Genomic DNA, 26,748 nt, shown 5'->3' with positions numbered 1-26,748 from the left:
CGCGCCGCCGGTCCCGCGCCGCTCCTGTCTCCGGTCCCGAACCCGCCCGGACCGTCAATCCTGTACGCGCACCGCGTATCCCGCGTCCGCCAGGGCGGTGAGGACCTCGTCGCGATGCGCGGGCCCGCGGGTCTCCACGGTGAGCAGCACCTCCACCTCGTCGATGGCCAGCCAGGCCCCGGTGCGGGAGTGGACCACGTCCAGGACGCTCGCGCCGGTGCGGGCCAGCTCGGCCAGCAGGCCACCGAGGCTGCCGGGGCGGTCGGAGATGGTGACGCGCGTGACCAGGTAGCGGCCGGCCGCGCTCAGGCCGTGGCCGATGACGCGGGTCAGCAGCAGCGGGTCGATATTGCCGCCGGACAGCACCGCGCAGACCTGGCCGCGCAGCGCGAGTTCGTCCGCGGCACAGGTCATGAGCGCGGCCACCGCGGCCGCCCCCGCGGGCTCGACGATGAGCTTCGCGCGTTCCATGCACAGCAGCAGCGCCCGCGAGAGCGCGTCCTCGTCGACGGTGAGAATCGCGGGTGCGCAATCGAGTACGTGCGCGAACGGCACCTCGCCCGGCAACCCCACGGCGATGCCGTCCGCCATGGTGGACATCTGGGTGAGCCGCACCGGTTTTCCGGCTTCCAGGGATCCGGGCCAGGCCGCCGCGTTCGCCGCCTGCACGCCGATCACCCGCACCTCCGGGGCCAGCTCGCGCAGGGTGGCCGCGATGCCCGCGAGTAGCCCGCCGCCGCCGGTGGGCACCAGCACCGTCTCCACCTCCGGCAACTGCTCCAGGATCTCCAGCGCCACCGTCGCCTGCCCGGCCACGATGTCGGCGTGATCGAAGGGGTGCACCAGGGTCGCCCCGGTCTGCTCCGCGAAGGTCTGTGCCGCCGTGATCGCCTCGTCGAGGGATTCCCCGACCTGATGCACGGTCGCCCCGTATGCCCTGGTGGCCACCAGTTTCGGCAGGGCCGCGCCCACCGGCATGAACACCGTGGACTCGATGCCCAGCGAGGTCGCCGACCACGCCACACCCTGCGCGTGATTGCCCGCGCTCGCGGCCACCACGCCGAGCTCGCGGGCGGCCGCGGGCAGATTCGCGATGCGGTTGTACGCCCCGCGAGGTTTGAAAGACCCGGTGCGCTGCAGGTTCTCGCACTTGAGCCACACGTCGTGCCCGGTGCGATCGCTCAGCGCCCGCGAGGCCACCACGGGCGTCCGGCGGATCACCGGCTCCAGCAGGGTCGCGGCCGCCTCGACCCGCGCGACGATATCCATGGCGTCATGCTGCCAGGTGTTCGCTGCGGTGTCGCGTAGGACACCATGGCCCGTGGATTGTTGCGCCGGGCGGGCGATGGCGCGATCGTGTTGCATGAGCAATTCCATCGCGATACCCCCGGAGGTGGCCGGCGTCCTCGAACGCCACTACACCGCGGAGTTCGCCACGCGCGCACGCGATCGCACCCCGATCGCCGTCCCCGTCGCCCCGCTCTGGCTGCCCGAACGCGGCGCCATCCTGGTGAGCACCGGAATCGGGTTCCCCTACAAGGCTTTCAACGCCCGGCGCGACCCCAAGGTCTCCCTGCTCTACTCCAATCCCACCGCCGGTGGACTCGATGATCCGCCCGTGGTCCTGGTGCAGGGCAACGCCGTGGTTTCCGAAATCGTCACCTGGGACGAGGAATTGGAGCGCCAGTGGCGCAAGGTCTGGGCGCAGAGCCCCAAGGGCATCGCCGGTGACGCCATCACCCGCCGCGTGTTCTGGTGGTACTACATGCGCCTGAAGATCACCGTCGAACCCGTCCGCATCCGCTGGTGGCCGGGCCGGGATATGACCGCCGTACCCCACGAGTCGGCGCTGCCCGGCTACGAGAACGTGACCCACGCCGACGGGCCGCCGCATCCCGCCGGATCCCCGTTCGCGGATGCCCCGCCGCCGCATCCTGCCGGATCCCCGTTCGCCGATGGCCCGCCGCCGCATCCGAACGCCCCGCATCCGCCCGGCGGCCGGCCGCACCCCGGCCCGCCGCCGCATCCACAGCATCCCGAGCGGCCGGAAGGGGCGCGGTAATGGGTTTGGTTCAGGATATTCACCACGCGCTCTACCGGTTTCCCGACGGCGTCGTGCTGACCGCCGACAGCCCGGCCGGCTATCCCGTGAGTCTGCGCTGCCACCCTGGTCCGCGCGGTGGCTCACTGGTGCTGGCGCGGCCCAGATGGTTCGACGCGATGGACGGCCCGGCGTCCATGCTGGCGCACAGTCACGACGCGGAGGGCGGGAGCATGCGGTCCGTGCGGATCCGCGGGAGCATTCGCGCCGAAGGCATCGACCTCGTCTTCACTCCCACCGGATTCGAGGAGTACACCGGGTCGGCGGCGCAGGGTCTGCGCCTGAGCCGCAGGGCGAGCCGCGCGGCCAAGGAGTATCTGCGCCGGCGCGGCCTGGCCCGCCCCGCGGTGCCGTGGGACCGCATCAAGGCCGTCCGGGCGGAGGTCGAGCGCGGGAAGTAGCCCGGCACTCGCGGTAATCAACCCGGCACTCGGGAACAGGTGCGGGTCGGTCGATCCGCGTGCTTCGCCACGCGGCGGGACCGGGCGCGGCCCGAAATGTCGGGCTCGGCCCCACGGCTCGGTCTAATGTTCGCGTCGAATGCGCTGACCTGCGCCTTTTCTGCTCCACCTCCACCATTCGGAAGAGAGGGAAGCTGTGCCGAAAACCTCGAAGATCATTGCCGCACTCGCTGTTTCCGCCGCTTTCGCAATGGCTCCGGCGGCGCTGCCCTCGGCCGCGGCCACCCCGATGGCCAGTTGTTCCGGCGGTGACTTCCGCTGGACCGCGGTCGACGGCGCGATCGATATGACGCCCAAGGATCTGGTATTCACCTCGGTCGGCCGGCTCTGGGGCTGCACGGGTGCGGACGGCATCACCGGCGGCACCTTCACCGGCGTGCACACCGCCTCCTCGGACTGCATGCACCCGGCGAACGGCCCGATCACGGTGCACATCGTCTGGTCCAACGGCGAGGTCAGCACCCTGTGGGGGCACTGGCCGGTGACGATGATGCAGCCGGCCGCCGGCCCACTCGAGGTCATCAGCGGCGTCGGAGCGGGTGAGCGGGTCCACGTCGTCGCCGAATACGAAATGATGACCCCGGACATGGTGATGGGCTGCATGGGCCCCGGCGTGAAGACGGGCCCGGGCAGGCTGAGCGCCAGCATGATGTGATTCGCGTCGTGCCCGGAATCGCCGCCCGCTCCGAATCAGGAGCGGGCTTTTTCGTTGCCGCCGAGTGTCGACGCCAAAAGTTAACCGGCGCGGCAATATTCGACCGGCAGGGCACCGCTTAAATCCGCACTGATTCGCGTATTAAAGACCACACCCGCAAAACATGCTTTAGAAAAGCGGAATTAGTAGCGTGGGGGACATGCAGCTCTCCCGGTTCACCGATCTCGGACTGCGTGCGCTCATGCGATTGGCGGTGAGTGATGACGCGCAGGAACGCGTCACCGTCAAACTCATTGCGCGACAGGTGAACGCGTCCGAGAACTACGTGGCGAAGGCGGTGTCCCGGCTCGTCGAGCTCGGCTACGTGCACTCCCAGCGCGGCCGGACCGGTGGCATTTTCCTGACCGATCGGGGCCGGTCCGAGACCGTGGGCACGATCGTGCGCGAACTCGAGGGTGATTCCGAGGTCATCGAGTGCCTCGGCGACAATCCGTGCCCGCTGGCGAGCGCCTGCCGTTTGCGCGGCATTCTCGCGCAGGCACAGGAGGCCTTCTATCGACAGCTGGACGGGTACACCCTGGCCGATCTGGTCGATCAGCGCACCGTGGAGTTGCTGCACATGCCGGTGCTCCCGGCCGCCGCATTCGAAGAACAGGAGTCACGATCATGACGTTCGCGCCGGAAGCCGCTCTCGAGGCCGTCCCCGAACTCGAACCCGAGCACGCCGCGGTGATCCGCGCGACGCTGCCGCTGATCGCGGCGAACATCGACGCCATCACCGCGCGGTTCTACCGCGAGATGTTCACCGCGCACCCGGAACTGCTGCGCGACAGGTTCAATCGCGGCAATCAGCGCCGGGGCGCACAGCAGCGGGCGCTGGCGGCCTCCATCGCCACCTACGCGAGTCATCTCGTCGATCCGGCCCTGCCGCATCCGCGCGAGTTGCTCGCGCGCATCGGGCACAAGCACGCCTCGCTCGGCGTCACCGCCCCCGAATACCGCATCGTGCACGAGCACCTGTTCGCCGCCATCGTGGCGGTGCTCGGTGCGGACGTGGTGACCGCCGAGATCGCGGCGGCCTGGGATCGCGTGTACTGGCTCATGGCCACCACGCTCATCGACTTCGAGAACGAGCTGTACGCGGGTGCCGGCGTCACCCCGGGCGACGTGTTCCGCGAGACCGTCGTGACCCAGCGCATCGACGACCCGTCGGGGGTGTCGACTTTCGTGGTGGAGTCCGCGGACCCGTCGCGCCCGCTCCCGGATTTCCTTCCGGGGCAATATGTCTCGGTGGGCGCTGACCTGCCCGACGGCGCTCGGCAGCTGCGCCAGTACAGCCTCACCAATCGTTCGGGCGACGGCAGGCTCGCCTTCGCGGTGCGCCGGGTCGAGGCCGGAGCCGACGGCCCGGAGGGGGAGGTCTCGGCCTGGCTGCACGACACGCTCGGCGTGGGGGACCGACTCCAGGTGACCCTGCCCTTCGGCGATCTCACCGTCGATCCGGCCGCCGGCACCCCCGTGGTGCTGATCTCCGCGGGCATCGGCATCACCCCGATGGTGGGAATCCTCGAGCATTTGCGCGCGTGCGCGTCCGAGCGTCACGCGCTGGTGCTGCACGCGGATCGTTCGGCCGCGACGCATCCGCTGCGCGAGCAGGCCGGCGAACTCGTCGCCGGCCTGCCCACCGCGCGGGCGCGCACCTGGTACGAGACCGACGGCCGCATGGACCTGTCCCGCATCGAGCTGCCCGCGGACGCCGACTTCTATCTGTGCGGCGGCGCGGGCTTCCTACAGGCGCTGCGTGCCCAGCTGCTGGCTCTCGGAATCCCGAGTGACCGTGTGCATTTCGAACTGTTCACGCCCAACGACTGGCTGCTCGACGCCTAGCGGCCGCGAGCGTCCGGGCGGGAACCGGCGTGCCACGCCCGTTCGGCGAGCGCGAGCACCTGCGGCAGCCACGGCGTGTACCCGGTCGGCACCACCGACATGTTCGACCGCAGTTCGCCGATGCCGACCCAGGCGAAGTCGTCGACCTCCTCCGGGTTCGGGCGGGGCGCGCCGTCCTCACCCCAGCCGATGAGGACGTGGTCGAACTCGTACTCGACTCGGCCGGTGGCCGGATCCGCCGCCTGATAGACGAAGGCTCCGACCTCGGTCAGCCGCGCCGCCATGCCCATTTCCTCGTCGAGGCGCACCGCGGCCGCCTCGATGACCGGCTGCCCGGGCATGGGATGCCCGCAACAGGTGTTGGTCCACAGCCGCGGGAAGCGGGTCTTGACCCCGGCCCGCTGCTGCAGCAGCACCTGCCCTTCGGCGTCGAAGAGCAGGACCGAGAAGGCGCGGTGCAGGCGCCCGGGCGCGGTATGGGCCGCCGCTACCGGCAGCGACCCCGCCGCCCGGCCCTGCTCGTCCACGAGCTCGACGAGCAGGGATTCACGATCGACCGCCGGGGTGGCGTCGGAAGTGTCGAGATAGCCGGTCACCTACCCACCTTATCGGCGGTGATCATCAGGTACTGGAAGCTGCCCTCCTTGTACGAGGTCAGGAAGGGCTTCTCCACGCCGGTGGCCAGCTCGGAATGGGTGCGCAGCTCCCAGTACGGGATGGTCGCCGGGGTCAGATCGGTAACCGCCACCGGGACCAGGTTATTGGCCGCGAGCGCCTTGAAATACGTGCTGCGCGGGTGGATGTTGCAGCCGTAGTGCGCGTCGATCCAGCTCACCGACGCCGAGCGGGCGCCGAAGACATCGTTGGAACAGCCGGTGATGCACACGTACCGGCCGCCCGGCTCGAGCAGCCGCGAGAATTCGGCGAAGAGCTCGAAAAGGTCGACGTACATGGTGGTTTCGTTGGTCCAGATGCCGCGCCGCGAGCCGGTCTCGAAACCGGTGTCCAGCATGTTCTTGAAGTGGAAGTTCACCTTGTCGGTGACCCCGCGCTCCCTGGCCTGGTCGTTGGCGAAGCCGGCCTGGTACTCGGAGATGGTGACGCCGTCCACGCTGCAGCCGAAACGCTGATTGGCCATGAAGCTGGTGCCGCCGCGCCCGGATCCGCCGTCCATCAGCCGATCGCCCGGCCGGACGTCGCCGAGCTGATCCAGCAGCGTGTCCGCCTGCGCGGTCTCGAGCCGGTGCAGCTCCTTGACCAGACGCTCCTGCCGGGTGTCCTCCGGGCCCTCCAGGACCGAGAGATCGGGCTCGCCGATGCCGTAGTGGTGGTGGTAGAGCCCGTCCACCTCGCCGAGCTTGGTGTTGACCCGATCGTCGTTGGGATTGTTGTTCCAGTACGCGGCGACCGACTTCTGGTATTCGGTGCGCAGGACGCCTTCGGGCTGGGGGTCGATCATGGTCATGGCAGATCATCCTCTCGATCACTGATGTGCGGTAGGAGAACGGGATCCGGTCTCCGAGATCAGGAACGCTCGGCAGCCTCACCGAGTCGGAAAGTCTTGGGGCTCAGGGGTTATCGCGCCGGGCCGGCGGTATGGATGGCGCGCCGGCCGGCAGCGGGGGCGGGGCGCCCGGGGTGGGGGCGCGCGCCGGACCCGCCCCGGGAACGGCTGCGGCAGTGGAACAGCGGCCGTCCGGGGCGGTCTCACGGGGGTCGTGCGCCGGCGGTGGGGATCGTGCGACGGTCGGGTGCGGGTGGGTCGGTGTGCGGGCTCGCGGATCCCAACCCCATGGGCCCGAGTAGCCGTTCCGAGGACCGTCGCGTCCGGTCGTTCCACCGCCGGGTGGCGTCAGTCCGACTGGCGGGCCACCAGCACGTTGTCGAGAATGCCGAGTGCGTCGGGCACCAGGACCGCCGCCGAGTAGTAGCAGCTCACCAGGTACGAGATGATCGACTGATCGTCGATGCCCTTGAACCGCACGTTCAGGCTGGGCTCGTACTCGTCCGGAATGCCGATCTGGTGCAGGCCGATCACGCCCTGCTCCTTCTCGCCGACGCGCATGGCCATGATCGAGGTGGTCTGGGTGTCGTTCACCGGGATCTTGCCGCAGGGGAAGATCGGCACCCCGCGCCAGGCGGGCACGCGGCGGCCGTCGATGTCGACCGGGTCCGGGTACAGCCCGCGCTTGGAGCATTCGCGCCCGAATGCCGCGATGGCCTTGGGATGCGCGAGGAAGAACGTGGTGCTGCGCCGCATGCTGAGCAGCTCGTCCATGTCGTCCGGGGTCGGCGGGCCGGACTCGGTGTAGATCCGCTGCTTGAGATCGCAGTTGTTGATCAGGCCGTAGTCCGGGTTGTTGACCAGGTCGTATTCGCGGCGCTCGTACATGGCCTCGATGGTCAGGCGCAGCTGCTGTTCGACCTGATCCATCGGGTCGTTGAACAGGTCCGCGACGCGACTGTGCACGCGCAGCACGCTCTGCGCCAGGCTGAGCTCGTATTCGCGGGGCTGCGAGTCGTAGTCGACGAAGGTGCCGTCGAGCAGCGGTTCCCCGGAATGGCCGGAGGAGACCACGATTTCGGCCTCGCCGTACTTGTTCTGCGACTTGGGCGGCGCGGAGGCGACCGCGGACAGGTGGTCCGCGAGCGCGGGGATGTTCTCGCTGAGTTCGCCGAGCCCGGCGCGCGGCAGCACCAGCACGGTGCAGGGCGTGACGGTCTTGACGGTCACCGGCCAGATGCCCGAGGGCTCGACCAGCATCTCGTCGCCGAAATAGTCGCCGCCGGCGAGCATGCCGAGCTTGGTGACCTCGCCGTATTCGCCGGTGCCGAGCTTGGTGAGCTTGCCGTGGACGATCAGCATGACCTGATCCATCGGATTGCCGAATTCGGCCACGACCGTGCCGGGCGCCAGATCGCGCTGTTCGAAACGCGCGGCGATGGCGGCCAGCGCCTCTTCGTCGTCGAAGCCGCGCAGCTGCGGCAGTTCCTGCAATTCGGCCGGGATGACCCGGGCGTTCGGGCCGTTGATGATGAATTCCACCTCGCCGTTGCCCACGGTGTGGGTGAGCCGGCGGTTCACGCGGTAGACGCCACCCTTTACCTGCACCCACGGCAGGCTGCGGGTCAACCAGCGCGAACTGATGCCCTGCATTTGCGGTTCGGATTTGGTGGTGTGCGCCAGCTGGTGGGCGGCAGTGGTGCTGAGAGTTTTGCGCTGGCCATTGGTTTCGGCGTGAATGGGCAATTCGATGGTCATGCTGCGGTCCTCACCTCGAAGGGCCACCGGGGACGGCACGCGAGCGTTGGAGTCCACGGCGAAACGGCAGGTCCGATAAGGGCCTGCTGAAATTAGACATGGGGATGAAATGACAAGCGAGACAGTGCGTTCCAGCGATACCGATGGTAGATCGCGAGGTTCGGCACGCGCAGGCAAACGCATAAACATGATGACTGGCGCATTGCTATCACCGGCGTGTCCGGGCTTCGCGGACTCGCAGCTACATTGCGCTATTCGGCGTGTCGCGCCCGCGACCCGCAGCGTGACCGGGTGAACTTGTTCGCGGATGGGTGTATTCGCAGGTTTACAGGATCTCGCTGAAAGATTGCTCCGCGGCTAAATAGCGATCGGTCGGTATTGGTAGCCCGCATGGTGCTGGTCACAGCCGCCACGCGATAGGGTGGCTCTATGGCAAGCTCTTCTGGACGCGTTGGGGCGGATAACGCAGGTCACAAGCAGGATGGGTCTGGGAGCGAAGCCGTGAAATTCAGTACGAAGTCCGTTGTCGGGCCGATGCAGCGCCTGATGGCGACCGCCCAGAACGGGCTCGAGGTGATCCGGTTCGGGGGACTGGTTCACGACATCGAGTCGTCGCCGTACGAAATCGTCGAGCGCAAGCGCATGTACCGGCTGCGGCACTACTTCCCGGACGATGTCGGCGCCGAGCGGCCCGTGGTGGTGCTCGTGCCCCCGCTCATGGTGACCGCCGAGATCTGGGACGTGAACGGCGCGGACGGCGCGGTGGGCATTCTGCATCAGGGCGGAATCGATTGCTGGGTGGTCGATTTCGGCTCGCCGACCACCGAGGAGGGCGGCTGGGACCGCGACCTCGCCGACCACGTGCTCGCCATCGGCAGCGTCATCGACACGGTCACCGAATTGACCGGGCGCAGCGTGCATCTCATGGGCTACTCGCAGGGCGGCATGTTCGCCTACCAGACCGCGGCCTACCGGCACGGCAAGGGCGTGGAGTCCATCGTCACCTTCGGCAGCCCGGTGGACGCCGTCGCGGGCATGCCGTTCGGCATCCCGCACGGACTCGCCTCCGACGCGGCCGACTTCCTGACCGATCACGTGCTGAACCGGCTGCCGATCACCGATTCCATGGTGCGCCTGGGCTTTCAGGCCCTGGATCCGGTCAAGACCGCCAAGGCGCGGCTGGACTTCCTGCGGCAGTTGCACGATCGCGAGGCGCTGCTGCCCAAGGAGCGCCAGCGCCGGTTCCTCGAGACCGACGGCTGGCTCGGATACCCGGGGCCCGCACTCACCGACCTGCTGCAGCAGTTCGTCAAGCACAACCGGATGATGCTGGGCGGCTTCGTCATTCGCGATCAGCCCATCTCCTTCGCGGACATCGCGAGCCCGATCCTGGCCTTCGTCGGCGAGGTCGACGACATCGGCCAGCCCGCCGCGGTGCGCGGCATCGTGCGGGCCGCGCCCAATGCCGACGTGTACGAAGCCAGCGTCGTGGCCGGGCATTTCGGCCTGGTGTCGGGGTCCACCGCCACCCGCAACACCTGGCCGCTGGTGCGTGACTGGGTGAACTGGCTCAGCGGGCGCGGCGAACTGCCCGCCCAGATCGACCACATGAGCCAGGAGGTCGGGCGCAACGGGCCGCGTACCGGGCTCACCCGCGTGGTGCACGCGGTCGGCACCCTGGCCGAGGCCGGCGCCGGACTCGGCCGGGCCATCGAGGGCGTGGCCGGGCAGACCCTGCGCGGCACCGTGGAACTCGGCGGCGAGGCCGCGCGGGCACTGCCGCGCCTGACCCGGCTCGGCATGATCCAGCCGCACACCCGCGTCTCGCTGGGCCGCCTGCTCGCCGAACAGGCTCGCCGCGGGCCCGATCGCGAGGCGTTCCTGTTCGAGGATCGCGTGCACACCCATCGCGCGGTCAATACCCGCATCGACAACGTCGTGCGCGGCCTGCTCTCGGTCGGCGTGCGCCCGGCCACCCGGGTCGGCGTGGTCATGGAGACCCGGCCCAGTGCGATGGTCGCCATCGCCGCGCTCTCGCGCATCGGCGCGGTCGCGGTGCTGCTGGCCCCGGGCAGCGAACTGGCCAAGGTCGCGGAACTGACCGGCGCGCGACTGCTCATCACCGATCCGGAGAACCTGCACGCCGCGGCGGGCACCGGGATCCGGGTGCTGGTGCTCGGCGGCGGCGACGCCCGCAAGCTGGACATCCCGGACGGGTGCGAGGTCGTCGATCTCGAACAGATCGACCCCGCCCGGGTGACCCTGCCCGCGTGGTACCGGCCCAATCCCGGCCTGGCGCGCGAGCTGGCGTTCATCCTGGTCACCGGCACCGGCGACCGCTTCGACATCAAGTACGTCACCAATCACCGCTGGGCGCTCTCGGCGTTCGGCACCGCCTCGGCGGCGGATCTGGATCGCAAGGACACCGTCTACTGCCTTGCGCCGCTGCATCATTCGTCCGGTTTACTGGTGAGCCTGGGTGGCGCGGTGGCCGGCGGCAGCCGGATCGCGCTGGCCCGTTCGCTGGATCCGGCGCAGTTCGCCGCGGAGGTGCACCGGTACGGGGTCACGGTGGTGACCTACACCTGGACCATGCTGCGCGACATCCTGGACGCGGACACCTTCGTCAAGGGGCACGCGCATCCGATCCGGCTGTTCATCGGCTCGGGCATGCCCGCCGGACTGTGGCGGCGCACCCAGGACCGCTTCGCCCCGGCGCGGGTGCTCGAGTTCTACGCTTCCATCGAGGGTGATGTGGTGCTGGCCAACGTGTCCGGCGCCAAGGTCGGCAGCAAGGGCCGGCCGGTGCCCGGCACCGCCAAGGTCGAACTCATCGGCTACGACCCCGAGGTCGAGCAGATCCTGGTCGACGGCGCGGGTTTCGCCCGGCGCTGCGCCGACAACGAGGTGGGCCTGCTCATCGGCACCGCCTCGGACAGCGTGGACCTGTCCGCGGGCGGGCTGCGGGGTGTCTTCGCCCCCGGTGACTCCTGGATGCCGACCGAGAACCTCTTCCGCCGCGACAGCGACGGCGACTACTGGCTGATGGATCGCGTGGACACCGTGATCCGGACCCCGCGCGGCCCGGTCTTCACCCAGCCCATCGTCGATGTCCTCAACGACATCACCGCGGTGGACATGGAGGTGGCCTACCGCCTGCCCGCCGCCGATCGCACCCTGGCGGTCGCCGCGGTCAGCGTGCGCGCGGGCCACCGCCTCGGGCCCGCCGACGTCACCGAGGCGCTGCGCGCCCTGGCCCCCGACCAGCGCCCCGACCTGATCTACGTCGTGGACGACATTCCCCGCAGCTCCACGTTCCGCCCCTCCACCCGCGCGGTGCAGGCCGCGGGCCGCCCGGTCGCCGGCGACCGAACCTGGTGGTACAACCGCGAATCCGAGCAGTACGAGGTGCTCACCCCCGAGCTGGCCGAGCGCCTGGGCATCTGACGGGCGCTAGGCGGCGTCGGCATCGCGTGCCGCGCACGGACCTGCCGGGCGGGATCCCGGCGGTAGCATGCGAGGGGTGAATCCCCTTGTCGCGCGTGTGATGTCCACGGTCGCCGGTCAGCTCGGTTATCCGCGCGGGGTGCTGGGGCGGGCGACCGCCGTCCTGTTGAACCGGGCCAATCGGGTGCTCATCGAGGAGGCGGTGCGCGCTGCGGATCCCGGAGCGGGGGAGACCGCGGCCGACATCGGGTTCGGCGGCGGGGTGGGGCTGACGCTGCTCGGGGATCGGGTGGGTGCGCAGGGGCTGGTGTTCGGGATCGAGGTCTCCGGCGACATGGCCGCGCGCGGGCGGGCGCGGTTCGCGAAGGAGATCGCGGCCGGCACGCTGCGCATCGCGGCGGGATCGCTGACAGCGCTGCCGGTCCGAGCCGGCATGCTCGACGCGGTGATCACCGTGAACACCGTGTACTTCGTTCCCGAGCTGGATCGGGTGGCCGCCGAGTTCGCGCGGGTCCTGAGCCCTGAGGGGCGCGCGGTGATCGGCATCGGCGATCCCGACGACATGGCGCGAATGCCGTTCACCCGGTACGGGTTCCGGCTGCGCTCGGTGGCCGAGATCGTCGCCGTGCTCGAGGCCGCCGGGCTGCGGGTGGAACACCGGACCGTGCAGCGCAAGCCGATCAACGGCCACCTGCTGATCGCCCGGCGCGCCTAACCGCGGGCGGACGCGGGTTCGCACACCTCGATCCGGCCGCGCTCTGAGCGGCGAACGGCGGACTCGGGTGAGACTTCCTCTGCCCGGCATCGGAATCCACCGGTTTGCCCGGTGGTCGCGCCACCCGGCTAGACGGTGAAGCTCGTGACCCCGTCGAGCACGCGCTCGATCTGCTCGGCCGACAGACCCGGCCACAGCGGCAGGCGCACCACGGTCCCGGAGAACTCGGCGCTGCGCACGCACGGCACCGGGGTGCGGCCGAGCTTGAGGCCGGCCGGGCTGGAGTCCAGCGGAACGTAGTGGAACGGGGCCGAGATGCCCAGCGAACCGAGATGTTTGATGAGGTCGTCGCGGCGGTCCTCGGTGGGCACCCGCAGGTAGTACAGGTGCGCGGTGTGCTCGCGGTCCTGCGGCACGCTCATCAGCCGCACGTCGTTGCGCGCCGCCCACTCCGGCAGCGCCGCCGCGTACGCGTCCCACACCCGATGCCGGTTGGCCTGGATGTTCTCGAACTCGGCCAGCTGCGCGTCCAGCACCGCCGCGTTCAATTCGCTGGGCAGATAACTGGATCCGATGTCCTGCCACGAGTACTTGTCGACCGCGCCGCGCAGGAACCGTGCCCGGTCGGTGCCCTTCTCGCGGATGATCTCCGCCCGCGCCATCAGGATCTCGTCGGTGAGCAGCAGCGCGCCGCCCTCGCCGCAGTGCACGTTCTTGGTGTCGTGGAAGCTGAGCGCGCCCACGGTGCCGATGCTGCCCAGCGCCCGGCCCCGCCAGCGCCCGCCCAGGCCGTGCGCGTTGTCCTCGATGATCGCGAAACCGTATGCGTCGGCGAGCTTTTGCAGCCCCTCCATATCGGCCGCGACGCCACCGTAGTGAATGACAACCACGGCCTTGGTGCGCGCGGTGACCACCGCGGCCACCGCCTCGGGGTCGAGATTGCCGGTCGCGGAGTCGATGTCGGCGAAGACGACCGTGGCCCCGCGCAGCGCCATGGAGGTGGCGGTCGAGGTGAACGCGAAGCTGGGGACGATGACCTCGTCCTCGGGCCCGAGCTCCAGCAGCAGTCCGGCCATCTCGAGGGAGTGCGTGCACGAGGTGGTGAGCAGCGCGTACGGCGCCTCGGTGATCGACCGGAGCTTGGCGCTCGCGGCCGCGGTGAACTGTCCGTCGCCGTGGCTGTGGTCCGAGGCCAGCACGGCCTCGAGATTGGTGAGTTCTCCGCTCGCCCGGTACGGACGGCTGAAGATGACGCGGTCGGTACTCACGCGGTCGGTCCCCCTCGTGGCGGTCGGTGGCGGCCCCGGGTTGCGGGCACGCCCCGACGGACGGCGGGGCCCGAGCCGTCGAACTCTAACATGGTGCCGATCCGCTGATTCTCCGCTGTTCCGGGGGAATGCGGTATGGGCGTCGCGACGACGATCCGCGCGGTCCCTGTAGTCTCTGGAACTCGTGGTCGACAGTGGAAGTCTCGATACCCGGCGCGTGGTCTTCCGATGGGGAGCGGTCACCGCGATCGGGGTACTACTCGGATACGCGGCGGTCCTGCTGGCGGACGTCCGCCACTTCTACACCGACGACACCGAATCCCAGTACGCGCCGATGTGGGTGATGATCGGCAACGCGTTGCGCGAGGGCCGTTTCCCGGTGATGGTTCCCGACCAGTGGATGTCGGGCAACTACACGATGGAGGAAGCGGGCCTGTTCAATCCGCCGCAGCTGCTGATCGATCTGATCGCGCCGTCGGTGCCGAACCTCGCGGTCTACGCCACCATCGTGAAGCTGATCTTCTCGATCATCGCGGGCCTCGGCGTGTACCGGGTCTGCCTGGCCTACGGCGCGCGCCCCGAATGGTCGGCGGTCGCGGGCGTGGCCTTCCCGTTCACCGGCTTCTTCCTGTTCTTCGACACCGCCAGCTGGATGACCGCGCTCACCGGCACGGCGTGGATGCTGCACGCGTGGGCGGCCTCGGTCCGGTACGCACGCGGGCAGGGCGGGCCGATTCCGGTCTTCGTCTATCTCTACCTGGCGATTTCGGTGCAGTACATCTTCCCCGCGGTCGAGGCGGCGCTCATGCTGTGCGCCGTCGCGGTGGGCGAACTCGTGACGCGCCGCGCCTGGCAGCAGGTGCTGCGGCTGGCGGCGGCCGCGGCGTGCGCCGGGCTCGCGGGCCTGCTGACCTTCCTGCCCAGCATGCTCTCGGCCAAGGTGAGCTGGCGCGGAACCGCGCAGATCAACAACGACCAGTTCCTGACGGTGCCGTGGTCCGAATCGCTCAATGCCAGTCTGCCCAGCACCTTTCCGGCGTTCAGCTCGTGGTGGGGCTATGTGCAGCCGCTGCCGATGACCTACATCGCCTGGTTCCTGATTCCGGCGCTGGCGTTCGTGGACTGGCGGGCCGCGCGCGAGCACTGGAAGGAGTTCGTCTCGATCGCGCTGTTCGCGATCATGGCGCTCATGTGGACGGCCGGACCGGGCACGATCGGCCCGCTGCGCTGGCCCGCCCGGGTGCTGCCGATGGTGGCCGTGGGCCTGCTCATCCTGGTCTGCGTCCTGCTGGGCCGATTCGGCACCGTGCGCGATGCGCGGTCCCGGGGCATGGCCGCGGGCGTGCTGATCCTGCTGCTGTTCGTGCGGACCTTCTCCGCGGATCCGCGCGATGTGAACTGGCACGTGCTGTCCGCCGTCGTGGTCGCCGCGCTGACCGCCGGCGCGGTGTGGCTGGGCCGCACCCGCGGCACGGCCGCGGCCTGCCTGCTGGCGATCGCCGCCGTGCTGCCCATCGCCTACTTCCAGGTGCGCAGCGTGCACCCCAACCTGATGTCGTGGAACCTGCCCGCGAATCGGGAAGAGGCCAAGGCCGCGTTCCCCGATTTCGCGGGCCGCAATATCCAGCTGGGTGATCGCGGGCTGATCCAGCCGGGCGAGAACAGCCTCGGCGGCGCGTACGGCTCGCTGGTCTTCGGCAACTACGCCAAGGACCTGGAACTGAACTACGTGCAGGGCTATACGCCCAACGGCCACTTCTACTTCGGTGAGCTGCTGTGCATGCGCTGGGACGGCAGCGTCTGCCCCGACGCCTACCGGCGCATGTTCGCCCCCGAACCCACCACCGGGCGCACGCTGGTCGACCTGATGCTGCTGGACCGGGTCATCCTGCAGCGCGCGATGTTCCCCGATGCCCGGAATCAGCCCGCCCCCGAGGGCTGGCACTGGGCCGACTACGCCGGGCACGAGCGCTGGATCTCGGTGCTGGAGCGCGACAACGGCCCGATCTCGGCGGTGAACGGCCGGGTCGCCGACGCGCAGGGCGTCACCGCCACCTCGATCTCGGAGACCGACACCACCGGTCGCGTCCGGGTGACCTCGGAGAACGGCGGCCGCGTCGTGTTCGCCCGGCTGGGCTGGCCCGGCTACCGCGCCACCCTGAACGGGCGCGACATCCCGTTCACCACGGTCGCGAATTCCTTTGTCGCCATCGATGTTCCGGCCGGCACGCGGGACGCCGAGCTGGTGCTGACCTGGCGGCCGCCGGGCTGGAAGATCGGCATGGGCACCGGCGCGGCCGGTCTCGCGGGACTCATCGCGCTGCAGTGGTGGCACCTGCGCTCGCGCCGCGAGGACGAGGACGCCGGAGCGGGCGAATCGATGTTCACGAAGGATCGCGAACTGGCAGGCTCGGTGTCGTGAGTACCGCCGACTTCTCGCCGGACGCCGTCGTGACCCGGGACCCGGACGTGCCGGACGCCGAGCCCGCCGCTCCCGGGTTGCTGCTGCGCCTGGTGCGGCGGCAGGAGATCGCCTTCGCCCTGGTCGGCGGGTTCAACACCGCGCTCGGCATGGCCCTGACCGTGCTGTGGCTCTCGGTGCTCGAGGGCGAGGTCGCCAAACCGGTCGCGGTGCTGCTGGCCCCCGCGCTGGCGTACGCCATGAGCATCGTGGTGGCGTTCGTGCTGCATCGCACGCTGGTGTTCCGCGTCCGGGGTCACGCGCTGCGTGACTTCCTGGCGTTCGTCGGGGTGAATTCCGGTGGGCTGGCGCTGAATCTGCTGCTGTTGCAGCTGGCGGTCACGGTGCTGCACGCGCCCGAGAAGCCCGCGGCCGTGGTGGTGATGGGTCTGGTGGCGATCGCCAGTTTCTTCGGGCACCGGCACATCTCGTTCCGCCGCGCCGATGACGCGGGGACCTCGCACCGGTAGTTCACCGGGCTCCGGACCGCAGCGGATGCGACAAACCGGACTGTTGGCTAGTTTGGGACACGGAAGCCGTTGTCCGCCATCAGTTCGGGAAACTTGTGAGTACCAGCTTCATCTACCGGCACGAAACGATCTACGGATTGCTGATGCGGGGGTTGTACGGGCGGCACTACGGCGCCCGGTATCGAGCCATCGCGGCGTTGATACCCGAGGGCGCTCAGGTGCTCGACCTCTGCTGCGGTCCGGCCACCCTCTACACGCGCCACCTGCGCGCGAAGTCCGTGCGGTACACCGGATTGGACCTCAACGAGCGCTTCGTCGCCGGGCTGACCGCGGCCGGCGCGGACGCCCAGGTGTGGGACCTGCACTCGGCGCTGCCGCTGCCCGCCGCCGATTACGTCCTGATGCAGGCGAGCCTCTACCACTTCCTGCCCGAGCCCGAACCGGTCCTGGACCGCATGCTCACCGCCGCCCGGCAGCGCGTGATCATCGCCGAGCCGATCAAGAATCTCACGTCGAGCGGCAACAAGGTGCTGGCCCGGCTCGGCGGACGATTCACCGACCCGGGCGATGGCGCGTCCGCGCACCGATTCACCGAGGAGACCTTGGACGAGCTGTTCCGCGGCTATCCCGAGCACATCGAGGAACGGTCGCTGATCGCCGGCGGGCGCGAGAAGCTCTATGTGCTGAAGCCCTGACGCCGGCCGGTCCCGGGGACCGGCGCGTGCGTCGATCAGGGATCGGTCAGCTCCCGACCCGTTCGATCTCCCGCTCGCCGGACTCGCGGGCCCGCTCGGGGCGCGGGGTCGGCGAATCGACCGTCAGATACAGCGGTTTGCCGACCAGAATGTGCAGGGCGACGCCCAGGTATTCGGCGATCAGGCCGAGGGAGAACAGGATCGCGCCGCAGCAGAACAGCAGCACCACGATCATCGAGGTCCAGCCCTCGGGCGCCCAGTCGTCGCGGGTCAGCGACTCGAACACGATGACCAGGGTCATCACCGCGCCGGCCAGCGCCAGTGTCATGCCCAGCAGGCTGACCAGGCGCAGGCCGCGAGTTCCGCTGCACAGCACCATCTTCCAGAACAGCGAGAACAGCCGCCGGTAGTTGTAGCCGGACTCCTCGCGGCCCTCGGCGCGCAGGGCCACCGGCACCTGGGCGACGGTGTCGACCACCCAGGTCAGCGCGACGTCGAGGTAGACGCCGTTGGAGGCGACCTCGGCGAGCTGGCGGCCGATGTCGCCCCGGATCAGCCGGTAGCTCTCGAACCGGGTGGAGTCCGGGAACGCGAAGACGGTGGCCAGCACCAGCTTCGCGCCGCGCGAGGTCAGATTGCGCAGGAACCCGTGCGGGCGCGTGTTGGACGGCTTCGAGTAGATCAGGTCGGCCCGCTGTTCGAGGGCGGCGTCCAGGAAGGCGCCGATGGCCGCGGGATCGTGCTGGCCGTCCTCGTCCATGGTGACGATCCAGTCGCCGCGCGCGGTGGACATGCCGGCGATGGTCGCCGCGTCCTGCCCGAAATTGCGGCTCAGCCAGACCGCGCGCACCTCGGCGTGATGCTGCAGCAGTTCCTTGATCGCCACGTCGGAGCGATCGGGGCCGTGATCGTGCACGAGGATGATCTCGTCGACCACGAAGGGCACGCCGTTGGGGGTGGTGCCGGGCACGGTCAACTCGTGCAGTTCGGCGACCAGCGCACCGATGGTGTGTTCACCCCGGTACACCGGCACGACGACGGACACCGCGTGCGGCCGGTCGACACCGGGCAGCGCGGGTTGATCCGTCGTGGCGTCGACGTCGGAGTGGTACATACGTCGGGAAGGAAGCGGCATCAGCTGAATCGACTTTCGAAGACGGTGCGTGCCGGTGCTCCTCGAGAGAGCGGAGCCCGAGCCGCGTGAACTCTAACACGGTGGGTAATCGCGATTGCTGCTCCGCGTATAACCCTCGGAGGCGGTGTGCGCAGCGGCGTTGCTACGGCGATGCCAAGAACCGTATCGCGCTGTAGGGTTGGGAACTCGTGACGGGCAGTACAGATTCCATGGTGACTTCGAACGGAAGCGCACACGTTCCGGAGGCCACCGGGGGTGATTCCGTCTCGCGTCGAAATGTCTTGCGCTGGGGCGCGATCACCGTGCTCGGCGTGCTGCTGGGCTACGCCGCGGTGCTACTGGCCAATGCCCGGCACTTCTTCACCGATGACACCGAATCGCAGTACACCGGACTGTGGGTCGCGATGGGCCGCGCATTGCGCGCCGGTGAATTCCCGGTGCTGTGGCCGGAACAGTGGATGTCCGGAAACAACACCATGGACGATGCCGGGCTTTTCAATCCGCCGCAGCTGCTGATCGATCTGCTCGCGCCCTCTTTCGACAATATGGCGCTGTACGCGACCATTGTGAAACTGGTCTTCGCCATTATCGCCGCGCTGGGCGTGTACCGGATCTGCCTCGCCTATGGCGGCAGACCGGCCTGGTCGGCGGTGGCGGGTATCGCTTTCCCGCTCTCGGGCTTCTTCCTGTTCTTCGACGAAGCCAGCTGGATGACCGCGCTCACCGGCACCGCGTGGCTGGTGCACGCCTGGGCGTCCGCGGTGCGCTACACGCGGGGACAGGGCGGGCCGATTCCGGTCTTCGTCTTTCTCTACCTGACCATTTCGACGCAGTACATCTTCCCGGCCATCGAAGCCATGCTCATGCTGGCGGCGGTCGCGGTGGGGGAGATCCTGTACCGGCGGGCCTGGGCGCAGGTCGCTCGGCTGGCCGCGGTCAGCGCGTGCGCCGGCCTCGCGGGTCTGCTGACCTTCCTGCCCAGCATGCTCTCGGCCAAGGTGACCTGGCGCGGGACCGCGCAGATCAACAACGACCAGTTCCTGACCGTGCCGTGGTCCGAGTCGCTGAACGCGAGCCTGCCCAGCACCCTGCCCGCCTTCAATTCCTGGTGGGGCTACATCCAGCCGATGCCCATCACCTACATCGCCTGGTTCCTGATTCCGGCGCTGGCCTTCGTCGACTGGCGAAAGGCCCGCGATTCCTGGCGTGAACTGAGCGCGCCCGCGCTGTTCGCGGTCGTCATGCTCATGTGGGCGGCGGGGCCGGGCACGATCGGCCCGCTGCGCTGGCCCGCCCGCGTGCTGCCGATGGTCGCGATCGGCCTGCTGGTGCTGGTGTGCGTGCTGCTCGGGCGGTTCGCGACGGTGCGTGACGTGCGTGCGCGCGGCATCGCGGCGCTGGTGCTGATCCTGGCGCTGTGGGTGCGGTCGTTCTCCGCCGATCCGCACAACGTGGTCCGGCACGTGCTGGCCGCGGCCGTGCTCATCGGGGCGGGCGCGCTGGTGGTGTGGCTCGGGCGCACCCGCGGCACCGCGCTGGCGTGCGCGGCGGCCATCGCCGCCATGTTCCCCATCGCGTTCTGGCAGGTGAGCGCCGCCCAGCCGACGCCGACCTCGTACAACATGCCGACCAATCGGTCCGAGGCCGGCGCGGTGTTCCCGGACTTCCCGGGCACCACCATTCAGCTCGCCGATCGCGGCCTGCTGCAACCGGGCGACCGCAGCCTGGACGGCGCGTACGGCTCCCTGGTCTTCGGCAACTACGCCAAGTCGCTGGAACTGGAGTACGTGAACGGGTACACCCCGACCGGGCATTTCTACTTCGGCGAACTGCTGTGCATGCGTTGGGATTCCAGCGTCTGCCCGGAGGCGTACGGCCGTCTGTTCGCGCCGGAGGCGACCACCGGCACGCCGCTGGTCGACATCCTGAAACTGGACCGCGTCGTTCTGCAGCGGGCGCTGTTCCCGACGGTGCGCGACGAGCCGGCGCCCGCGGGCTGGAAATGGGTGGATCAGCCCGGGCACGAGAAGTACATCTGGGTGCTCGAACGCGAGAACGGGCTCATCTCCACCGTGAACGGCCGGGTCTCGGACGCGAAGAACGTGACCGCGACCTCGCTGTCGGAAACCGACACCACCAGCCGGGTCCGGGTGTCCTCGGCCGAGGGCGGGCGCGTGGTGTTCGCCCGCCTGAGCTGGCCCGGTTACCGCGTGACCCTGGACGGCAAGCCCCTGCCGATCACCACGATCGCCAAATCCATTGTCGCCGTGAACATCCCCGCCGGGACCGACAACGCCGAGCTGGTGCTGACCTGGCGTCCGCCGGGCTGGAAGATCGGCATCGGCACCGCCGCCGCGGGTCTGGCCGGTCTGGGCGTGCTCCAGTGGCTGTACATCCGTTCCCGCCGCACCGAGGACGAGCCCGGGTCCGCCGAGCAGTCGGCGGGCGAACCCGAACGCGAGCTGGCGCGAACCCCCTCCTGACCACCGAGGTACCTCCCGCGGGTCCGGCATCGTGAGCGCGATGCCGGACCCGGCGGGGCCACCCGGTAGGTTGACGGACATGTCGGAGGAAATCCTGGACGCCACCCTGCTGAGCCTGCTCGCCTGCCCGCAGGACAAGGGTCCCCTGCTGCTGGTCCGCGACGAGAAGGACGCCCCCGTCCTCTACAACCCGCGCCTGCAGCGCGCCTACCCGATCGACAACGGCATCCCGGTCCTGCTCGCCGACGAGTCCCGCCCGGTGGACGACATCGAGCACACGGCCCTGATCGCCCAGGGCTGACCCGCCCCGGAGCGCGCCCGCTCGACCCGGACCACTCGCTCGGTCGAACGCCTCTCGCCCCCGGCGATTCCGCCGCGCTCGCCCGGCGTTCCGAACTCGAGTGCCGAACGCGGGCCGATGCGAGCGTGCGGCGACTGTGCCCGGCCGAGCCCGCCGGTAGCCGGCCCCGCCGATGGCGTGGAGCCGCGATCTCGGTGCTGCACTAGGGTTTTTCGGTGTGAACAGCTATCCGGAACCCGGTCGACATCCGAATCCCGGTGGCCAAGGGGGATTCTCGTACGGTGCGCCCGCACCCTCGGACTTCGCGCCACAGCCTCCGCCACCGGTCCGCGCCCGTGGTGTTCCGCGCGGCGATATCGTGCGGGGGGCGCTGCTCGGAGTCAGCGCGCTGCTACTGGTGGGCGGATCGTTTCTCCGGCTGGCGAGTACCGACTACAGGTCCGGTGATTACCGAGGCTGGGCGACGCCCTGGGGGTACGGCACCGAGGGAAGTTCGACCGCCGATTCCGCCGGCCTTCTCGGCAACCTGTTCCTGTTTTCCGCGCTGTTGGCGGTCATAGGCGCGGCACTGCTGCTACTCGGCGTCGGGTCGCGGACGCGCCCGCGCGCGTTCGTATCGCTCGCGACCGGTTCGGTGCTCGGCACGGCCGCGGTGGTCGTGCTGGCCAACTGCCTCGACCCGTTGCTCGAACCCGGCGGCGACATCGAGGTCAGCTACGGCGGCGCGTTCTGGCTGTGTGTGTCGATCATGCCACCGGCGCTGTTCGTGCTCGCCACCGTACTGCGGGAGCCGAACTCGGGTTTCACCGTGACGCTCGACGCCTACGGGCGGCCACGGCGCGAACGCGCCACCGGGCTCGACGTTTTCACCGGCGCGCTGCTGATGCTGTACGCCGTGCTCGCCCTCGGCGGCGCGATCTGGCGACTGTTCCCCAGGTCCGGTGAACGGATGATCTTCGCCCGGTCCGACGCGGACGTCGCCGTGCTGGGTGTGAGCGGTGTCGTGGCCTTCGTCGGTGGTCTGCTGATGGTCATCGCCGGCCGCGCCTTCGCCCGGCGCGTCGGCGCGATGGTGGCCGCGGTGGTTTTCAGCGCGAGCGCGAGTGTGGTCATCACCCAGGTGGACATGAACATCGCCTACGACGGCTCGGACGACGCTCTCGACTCGGTCCCCTACTTGTTCGTGACGACGACCGTGCTCGCCCTGATCGCCATGGTGCTGACCGTGCTCGCCGCCGGATCCGCCCCGCGCTACCGCACCCCGTATCCGTCAGCGCCGCCCGCGAACCCGTACGCGCCGCCGATGGGCGGTGTCCCGTATCCGGGAGTGCCCAACGGTTACGCCGCCGGCGGTCCGCCGCAGGGCACTTACCTTCCTGCTGCTCCGCCCGGCGGACTCGGAGGAGCGCCGGGCCACTTCGGGCCGGGTGGCAGCCCGCAGCACGGGTTTCCGCCCGCGGGAACGCATCAGGCGCAGTACACGCCGAGTCTCCGGAAGCCGGACCGGGTCGGACCGGATACGCCGCGGTAGCCGCCGAGCTATGTCCCCGGCGGCAATTCGCCGGTGAAGTAGCGCTGGAGGGTCGGGCCCACCGCGGCGACGAGTTCGTCTATCGGCATCGAGGCCAGGGGTTCGATGCGGATCATCTTGCGGGTCACCAGGAGACCGGTAAGTTGCGATGCCGCCAGGACCGAGCGTTTCGCGCCGTCGCCGACGGCCTCGTCCAGGCGCAGGCGAACCCCTTTGAGGATCACGTCGAGCAGCAGGGTGCGGGCCAGGGCCGGATCGCGGGTGGTGAGCAGGGTGCGAAATGTGGCAATCGCCGGTATGCCGACGGGAGAGTCCCATACTGTAACTACCGCCCGCACAAGGGTTTCGCCCAGATTCTCCAGTGGCGCCGCCGCGATCTGCGACAGCACCACCTCCGGATCGATCGGGAAATCCAGTGCGGCGGTGAACAATTCCTTCTTGGTGCCGAAGTAGTGATGCACCAGGGCGGGATCCACGCTCGCGGCGGTGGCGATCGATCTAATGGACGCCTGGTCGAACCCCACCTCCGCGAACCGCACCCGGGCGGCGTCGAGTATCGCCTCCCGGGTGCCGGAATTTCCGGGCCGCCGCCCGCTGCGCGTGTTCTCGGTGCCACTCACGTGCTCGTCTGTACCACCGCCGGTACCGGCGGCGCCACTTCCGGCGCCACCGGTACCGCTCGCGGGGACATTCACGCGGTGCGCCTGCGCAGCGTGGCCGCCCCCAGCGCCAGCGCGACGGCCGCGAAGCCGGCCACGATCGCCAGGTCCCGCCACATCTGCCCCGTCGCCCCGGTATGGGTGGCCACCTGCTGCAGCGCGTCCACCGCGTAGCTCAGCGGCAGCACATTGCTGATCGCCTCCAGCCAGCCCGGCAGCTCACCGCGCGGCACCAGCAGCCCGCACAGGAAGAACTGCGGCAGCACGATCACCGGCATGAACTGCACGGCCTGGAACTCGGTGCGCGCGAACGCACTCGCCAGCAGGCCCAGCGCGACCCCGAGCATCGCGTCCAGCACCGCGATCAGCACCACCAGCAGCGGCGATCCAGCGGCCTGCAGGTCCAGCAGCCAGAACGACACCGCGCACGCGATGATCGCCTGCCCGGCCGCGGCGACCGAGAACGCGGTGCCGTAGCCGGCCAACAGATCGATCTTGGACAGCGGCGTGGTCATCAGCCGTTCCAGGGTGCCCGAGACCCGTTCGCGCTGCATGGCGATCGCGGTGATGAGGAACATGACCACGAACGGCAGGATGCCGAGCATGGTGATGCCGATCCGGTCGAACAGCCGCGGCGCGCCCGGGGCCACCGCGTAGTCGCGGTACACGAAGTACAGCAGTGTCATGAGCAGCGCGGGCACCACCAGGATCATGGCCACGGTCCGATGATCGGCCTTCAACTGCTTCAGGATGCGCACCGTGGTGGCGGTGTAGCAGCGCAGCGGGTTGCGCCCGGCGGGTCGGGACAGGGTGGCGGTCACAGCTTTTCTCCCATTCGAATCAGGGCGAGGAAGGCGTTCTCGAGGCTGGATTCGCCGGTGCGGGAACGCAATTCGTCGGGGCTCAACTGGCCGAGCAGTTTGCCCTCGCGCATCAGCAGCAGGTTGTCGCAGTGCTCGGCCTCGTCCATGACGTGGCTCGAGACCAGCAGCGTGCGCCCCTGTGCGGCCAGGGCGTGGAACTGCTCCCACAGGTCCGCCCGCAGCACCGGATCCAGGCCGACGGTCGGCTCGTCCAGGACGAGCACCTCGGGATTCGCCACCAGGGCGCACGCCAGCGAGACCCGGGTCCGCTGCCCGCCGGAGAGCTGATTGCCGCGGTTGCCGGTGTGCCCGCCGAGCCCGACCGCGTCGATGGCCCCGTGCACGTCCGCGGCCGAAGAACCGTACAGCGCACCGAAATACGCGACGTTGTCCGCGACCGTCAGGTCGTCGTAGATGCTCGGCGCCTGGGTCACGTACCCCAGTCGATGCCGCAGCCCGGCCGAACCGGCGGGCTCGTCCAGCACCAGCACTTCGCCCTTCTCGATGAGCTGGGTGCCGACGATGCTGCGCATGAGGGTGGTCTTGCCGCAGCCCGACGGCCCCAGCAGCCCGGTGATGCTGCCGCGCGGCACGGTCAGCGAAATGTCTTGCAGGACTTGCCGTTCGCCCCGGCGTACGTGCAGATTCCGGACTGCGATGGCGGGTCCCGGGTTGGGTGCCGTCACGGGTCACCTCTCAATTCATCAAGCGTTGAATTCACTACGCGATGAATTATGTGCCCACCGGCTCGCAAAGCACAAGACCCCGGCGTGTGTCGCGCTGACACGAACCGGGGCCGGACGAGAAAAGAGTCAGTGACCTGCGTGCGGGGCGATCTGCCCGGCGTGTCCACCCGGCTCGACGACCACGAACTGACCCATCATGCCGAGGTCCTCGTGCCACAGCAGGTGGCAGTGGAACATGTACGGCGCACTCGGATCGGCGGGCCCGTCGAACCGCAGCACCAGGTCCACGCTGTCGCCGGGTCCCAGGAACACCGTGTCCTTGGGCCCGCGCAGTTCCGGCGGCGGCGCGGACCCGTTCAGCCGGGCGATCGCGAAGCGCACGTCGTGCACGTGGAAGTTGTGCGGCATGCCATCGGAATTGGTGACGGTCCAGGTCTCGGTGCTGCCCCGGGTCACCGTGGCGTCGATGCGATCCATGGCCATGGCGCGCCCGTTGATCTGCGCGAAGGTGAGGTCGAAGTCGCGCCGCAGCACCGATCGCGACTCCTGCGGCAGCTCAGGATCGACCAGGGCGGCCGGCAGCGCGGGCGACGGCCGCAACGTGGCGGCCGCGCGCAGCTCGAGCACATCGAAACCGTCGTCGCCGCCGCTGAATCGGGTGCCGAAGAAGTCCAGTCCCAGATCGGTTTTCGTGCTCCGCAGGGTCACCCGCTCCCCGGCGCGCACGCGCACCACCACCTCGGCCCGTTCGCCCGGGGACAGTCGCAGCCCGGTCAGCGCGGCCGGGCGCTCGAGCAGTCCGTTGTCCGTGCCGATCAGGTCGAACGCGCGATCGTCGGAGAAGCCGAAGGTGTAGACCCGCGCGGTGGAGGCGTTCAGCAGTCGCAGCCGCACCAGTTCGTCACCCACCTCGCGGAACGGCGCGAGCGTGCCGTTGACCAGGATCCGGTCACCCAGCACGCCGATGTCGGCGAACATGCCGCGCCCGGTGTCGAATCGCGCGCCGTCGAACTTCACGTCCTGCACGATGACCGGCAGATCGTCCACGCCGTAGTCGTGCGGCAGCGGCAGGGCCGACGCGGCGTCGTCATCGAGAATGAACATGCCCGCCAGCCCTTTTCGCACGTGCGACTCGGTGGCCCCGTGCGGATGCGGGTGATACCAGAGCGTCGCCGCGGGCTGATCGACCTGCCACCGCGGCTCCCAGCTCGCGCCCGCCGCGACCATCTGATGCGGCCCGCCGTCCATCGCGGCGGGCAGGTGCATGCCGTGCCAGTGCACGCTCGAGGCTTCGTCCAGGCTGTTGCGCACCTGGACCCGCACCCGCTCGCCCCGCTCGGCCCGCAGCGTCGGGCCCAGGTACGAACCGTTGAAACCCCAGGTCTCCGTCGCCTGACCTGGCCGGAATTCGGTTGTCCCCGAGCGCATATCGAGTTCGAACACCCGCGTTCCGTCCGCCTCCACCCGTGAGTCCGCCAGCGGCGGTATCCGCAGCTCGTTCTCGAACCGCACCCGCCCCAAAGTCGACACGTCCGCGGTCGTGAAAAGCCACACCGTGCCCGCCCCCAGCACGAGCGCTGCCGCCACCAGGAAACCGGTGAGGGCCAAGAGAATTCGCCGCGTTCGCGACCACCGCAATGCCATGTGCAGACAGTAGGAATTCGACCC

At 69.4% G+C, this 26,748-nt stretch carries 23 protein-coding genes; 13 read left to right on the top strand and 10 right to left on the bottom strand.

Going from position 1 to position 26,748, the window contains the following annotated elements:
* Positions 1-54: 54 nt before the first annotated feature.
* Positions 55-1,269 (bottom strand): threonine ammonia-lyase, encoded by a 1,215-nt coding sequence (gene ilvA / locus ACFVBH_RS36250; RefSeq protein ID WP_379008834.1) that lies wholly within the window; start codon positions 1,267-1,269, stop codon positions 55-57.
* Between the two features lie 94 nt (positions 1,270-1,363).
* Here ilvA and ACFVBH_RS36245 point away from each other — a divergent pair, with 94 nt between their 5' ends.
* The 5 genes from ACFVBH_RS36245 to ACFVBH_RS36225 all read left to right on the top strand — a co-directional run bounded on the left by ACFVBH_RS36245 (position 1,364) and on the right by ACFVBH_RS36225 (position 5,104).
* A complete protein-coding gene (locus ACFVBH_RS36245) occupies positions 1,364-2,062 on the top strand; it encodes a pyridoxamine 5'-phosphate oxidase family protein (RefSeq protein WP_354990879.1) in 699 nt (232 codons plus the stop codon).
* A complete protein-coding gene (locus ACFVBH_RS36240) occupies positions 2,062-2,502 on the top strand; it encodes a hypothetical protein (RefSeq protein WP_379008831.1) in 441 nt (146 codons plus the stop codon). The genes ACFVBH_RS36245 and ACFVBH_RS36240 overlap by 1 nt, the downstream gene beginning before the upstream one ends.
* 196 nt (positions 2,503-2,698) lie before the next feature.
* Positions 2,699-3,217: a hypothetical protein gene (locus ACFVBH_RS36235; RefSeq protein WP_379008829.1), complete on the top strand. Its 519-nt coding sequence runs from the start codon at positions 2,699-2,701 to the stop codon at positions 3,215-3,217.
* A gap of 199 nt (positions 3,218-3,416) precedes the next feature.
* Complete coding sequence (locus ACFVBH_RS36230; RefSeq protein WP_379008826.1) at positions 3,417-3,887, top strand: RrF2 family transcriptional regulator; 471 nt, start codon at positions 3,417-3,419, stop codon at positions 3,885-3,887.
* Positions 3,884-5,104 (top strand): globin domain-containing protein, encoded by a 1,221-nt coding sequence (locus ACFVBH_RS36225; protein WP_379008824.1) that lies wholly within the window; start codon positions 3,884-3,886, stop codon positions 5,102-5,104. The genes ACFVBH_RS36230 and ACFVBH_RS36225 overlap by 4 nt, the downstream gene beginning before the upstream one ends.
* On the opposite strand, the gene idi is transcribed toward ACFVBH_RS36225, so the two are convergent.
* From idi to ACFVBH_RS36210, 3 genes are all read right to left on the bottom strand, one after another.
* A complete protein-coding gene (gene idi / locus ACFVBH_RS36220) occupies positions 5,101-5,700 on the bottom strand; it encodes an isopentenyl-diphosphate Delta-isomerase (RefSeq protein ID WP_354989441.1) in 600 nt (199 codons plus the stop codon). The genes ACFVBH_RS36225 and idi overlap by 4 nt on opposite strands.
* Positions 5,697-6,569: a geranyl diphosphate 2-C-methyltransferase gene (locus tag ACFVBH_RS36215; RefSeq protein WP_354989442.1), complete on the bottom strand. Its 873-nt coding sequence runs from the start codon at positions 6,567-6,569 to the stop codon at positions 5,697-5,699. Before ACFVBH_RS36215 ends, idi begins: the two co-directional genes overlap by 4 nt.
* A gap of 387 nt (positions 6,570-6,956) precedes the next feature.
* Positions 6,957-8,366, bottom strand: a complete 1,410-nt coding sequence (locus tag ACFVBH_RS36210) for a family 2B encapsulin nanocompartment shell protein (protein WP_354989443.1) — start codon at positions 8,364-8,366, stop codon at positions 6,957-6,959.
* A gap of 534 nt (positions 8,367-8,900) precedes the next feature.
* Between ACFVBH_RS36210 and ACFVBH_RS36205 the strand changes: the two genes are divergently transcribed.
* Positions 8,901-11,813, top strand: a complete 2,913-nt coding sequence (locus ACFVBH_RS36205; RefSeq protein ID WP_379009790.1) for an AMP-binding protein — start codon at positions 8,901-8,903, stop codon at positions 11,811-11,813.
* Between the two features lie 76 nt (positions 11,814-11,889).
* Positions 11,890-12,528: a methyltransferase domain-containing protein gene (locus ACFVBH_RS36200; RefSeq protein WP_379008820.1), complete on the top strand. Its 639-nt coding sequence runs from the start codon at positions 11,890-11,892 to the stop codon at positions 12,526-12,528.
* 128 nt (positions 12,529-12,656) lie between these two features.
* Here ACFVBH_RS36200 and rffA read toward each other — a convergent pair whose 3' ends face one another.
* Entirely contained in the window at positions 12,657-13,796 is a 1,140-nt protein-coding gene (rffA, locus tag ACFVBH_RS36195) for a dTDP-4-amino-4,6-dideoxygalactose transaminase (protein WP_379008818.1), read from the bottom strand.
* Between the two features lie 184 nt (positions 13,797-13,980).
* Between rffA and ACFVBH_RS36190 the strand changes: the two genes are divergently transcribed.
* The 3 genes from ACFVBH_RS36190 (at position 13,981) to ACFVBH_RS36180 (ending at position 17,422) form a co-directional block, all read left to right on the top strand.
* Positions 13,981-16,218 (top strand): hypothetical protein, encoded by a 2,238-nt coding sequence (locus ACFVBH_RS36190; RefSeq protein WP_354989447.1) that lies wholly within the window; start codon positions 13,981-13,983, stop codon positions 16,216-16,218.
* 47 nt (positions 16,219-16,265) lie between these two features.
* The gene (locus ACFVBH_RS36185) at positions 16,266-16,727 is read left to right on the top strand and encodes a GtrA family protein (RefSeq protein ID WP_354989471.1); all 462 of its coding nucleotides are present in this window, start codon (positions 16,266-16,268) and stop codon (positions 16,725-16,727) included.
* Between the two features lie 95 nt (positions 16,728-16,822).
* Positions 16,823-17,422 (top strand): class I SAM-dependent methyltransferase, encoded by a 600-nt coding sequence (locus ACFVBH_RS36180; RefSeq protein ID WP_379008816.1) that lies wholly within the window; start codon positions 16,823-16,825, stop codon positions 17,420-17,422.
* 46 nt (positions 17,423-17,468) lie between these two features.
* On the opposite strand, the gene ACFVBH_RS36175 is transcribed toward ACFVBH_RS36180, so the two are convergent.
* A complete protein-coding gene (locus tag ACFVBH_RS36175; RefSeq protein ID WP_379008814.1) occupies positions 17,469-18,557 on the bottom strand; it encodes a glycosyltransferase family 2 protein in 1,089 nt (362 codons plus the stop codon).
* Between the two features lie 311 nt (positions 18,558-18,868).
* Between ACFVBH_RS36175 and ACFVBH_RS36170 the strand changes: the two genes are divergently transcribed.
* From ACFVBH_RS36170 to ACFVBH_RS36160, 3 genes are all read left to right on the top strand, one after another.
* The gene (locus ACFVBH_RS36170) at positions 18,869-21,040 is read left to right on the top strand and encodes a hypothetical protein (RefSeq protein WP_379009785.1); all 2,172 of its coding nucleotides are present in this window, start codon (positions 18,869-18,871) and stop codon (positions 21,038-21,040) included.
* Between the two features lie 79 nt (positions 21,041-21,119).
* Positions 21,120-21,341, top strand: a complete 222-nt coding sequence (locus ACFVBH_RS36165; protein ID WP_354989450.1) for a Trm112 family protein — start codon at positions 21,120-21,122, stop codon at positions 21,339-21,341.
* A gap of 358 nt (positions 21,342-21,699) precedes the next feature.
* The gene (locus ACFVBH_RS36160) at positions 21,700-22,872 is read left to right on the top strand and encodes a hypothetical protein (protein ID WP_379008811.1); all 1,173 of its coding nucleotides are present in this window, start codon (positions 21,700-21,702) and stop codon (positions 22,870-22,872) included.
* A gap of 8 nt (positions 22,873-22,880) precedes the next feature.
* Here ACFVBH_RS36160 and ACFVBH_RS36155 read toward each other — a convergent pair whose 3' ends face one another.
* From ACFVBH_RS36155 to ACFVBH_RS36140, 4 genes are all read right to left on the bottom strand, one after another.
* Positions 22,881-23,492 (bottom strand): TetR family transcriptional regulator, encoded by a 612-nt coding sequence (locus ACFVBH_RS36155; RefSeq protein WP_379008809.1) that lies wholly within the window; start codon positions 23,490-23,492, stop codon positions 22,881-22,883.
* 71 nt (positions 23,493-23,563) lie between these two features.
* Positions 23,564-24,352, bottom strand: coding sequence for an ABC transporter permease (locus ACFVBH_RS36150; protein ID WP_379008807.1), 789 nt, complete (start codon positions 24,350-24,352; stop codon positions 23,564-23,566).
* Positions 24,349-25,080, bottom strand: a complete 732-nt coding sequence (locus ACFVBH_RS36145; RefSeq protein WP_379008805.1) for an ABC transporter ATP-binding protein — start codon at positions 25,078-25,080, stop codon at positions 24,349-24,351. The genes ACFVBH_RS36150 and ACFVBH_RS36145 overlap by 4 nt, the downstream gene beginning before the upstream one ends.
* A 126-nt stretch (positions 25,081-25,206) precedes the next feature.
* Positions 25,207-26,724 (bottom strand): multicopper oxidase family protein, encoded by a 1,518-nt coding sequence (locus ACFVBH_RS36140; RefSeq protein WP_379008803.1) that lies wholly within the window; start codon positions 26,722-26,724, stop codon positions 25,207-25,209.
* Between the last annotated feature and the right edge of the window lie 24 nt (positions 26,725-26,748).

Origin of the sequence: Nocardia sp. NPDC057668, from assembly GCF_042799795.1 — a bacterium.
In the GTDB taxonomy this organism is placed as follows: domain Bacteria; phylum Actinomycetota; class Actinomycetes; order Mycobacteriales; family Mycobacteriaceae; genus Nocardia.
The sequence above is the reverse complement of the archived record's forward strand: the minus strand, read 5'-3'. Positions and strand labels throughout refer to the sequence as shown.

Coding starts and splice junctions, on each gene's coding strand:
- ACFVBH_RS36225 (WP_379008824.1), top strand. CDS start 3,884: ATGACGTTCGCGCCGGAAGCCGCTCTCGAGGCCGTCCCCGAACTCGAA.
- ACFVBH_RS36140 (WP_379008803.1), bottom strand. CDS start 26,724: ATGGCATTGCGGTGGTCGCGAACGCGGCGAATTCTCTTGGCCCTCACC.
- ACFVBH_RS36210 (WP_354989443.1), bottom strand. CDS start 8,366: ATGACCATCGAATTGCCCATTCACGCCGAAACCAATGGCCAGCGCAAA.
- ACFVBH_RS36230 (WP_379008826.1), top strand. CDS start 3,417: ATGCAGCTCTCCCGGTTCACCGATCTCGGACTGCGTGCGCTCATGCGA.
- ilvA (WP_379008834.1), bottom strand. CDS start 1,269: ATGGATATCGTCGCGCGGGTCGAGGCGGCCGCGACCCTGCTGGAGCCG.
- ACFVBH_RS36215 (WP_354989442.1), bottom strand. CDS start 6,569: ATGACCATGATCGACCCCCAGCCCGAAGGCGTCCTGCGCACCGAATAC.
- ACFVBH_RS36175 (WP_379008814.1), bottom strand. CDS start 18,557: ATGCCGCTTCCTTCCCGACGTATGTACCACTCCGACGTCGACGCCACG.
- ACFVBH_RS36240 (WP_379008831.1), top strand. CDS start 2,062: ATGGGTTTGGTTCAGGATATTCACCACGCGCTCTACCGGTTTCCCGAC.
- ACFVBH_RS36205 (WP_379009790.1), top strand. CDS start 8,901: ATGCAGCGCCTGATGGCGACCGCCCAGAACGGGCTCGAGGTGATCCGG.
- ACFVBH_RS36245 (WP_354990879.1), top strand. CDS start 1,364: ATGAGCAATTCCATCGCGATACCCCCGGAGGTGGCCGGCGTCCTCGAA.
- ACFVBH_RS36165 (WP_354989450.1), top strand. CDS start 21,120: ATGTCGGAGGAAATCCTGGACGCCACCCTGCTGAGCCTGCTCGCCTGC.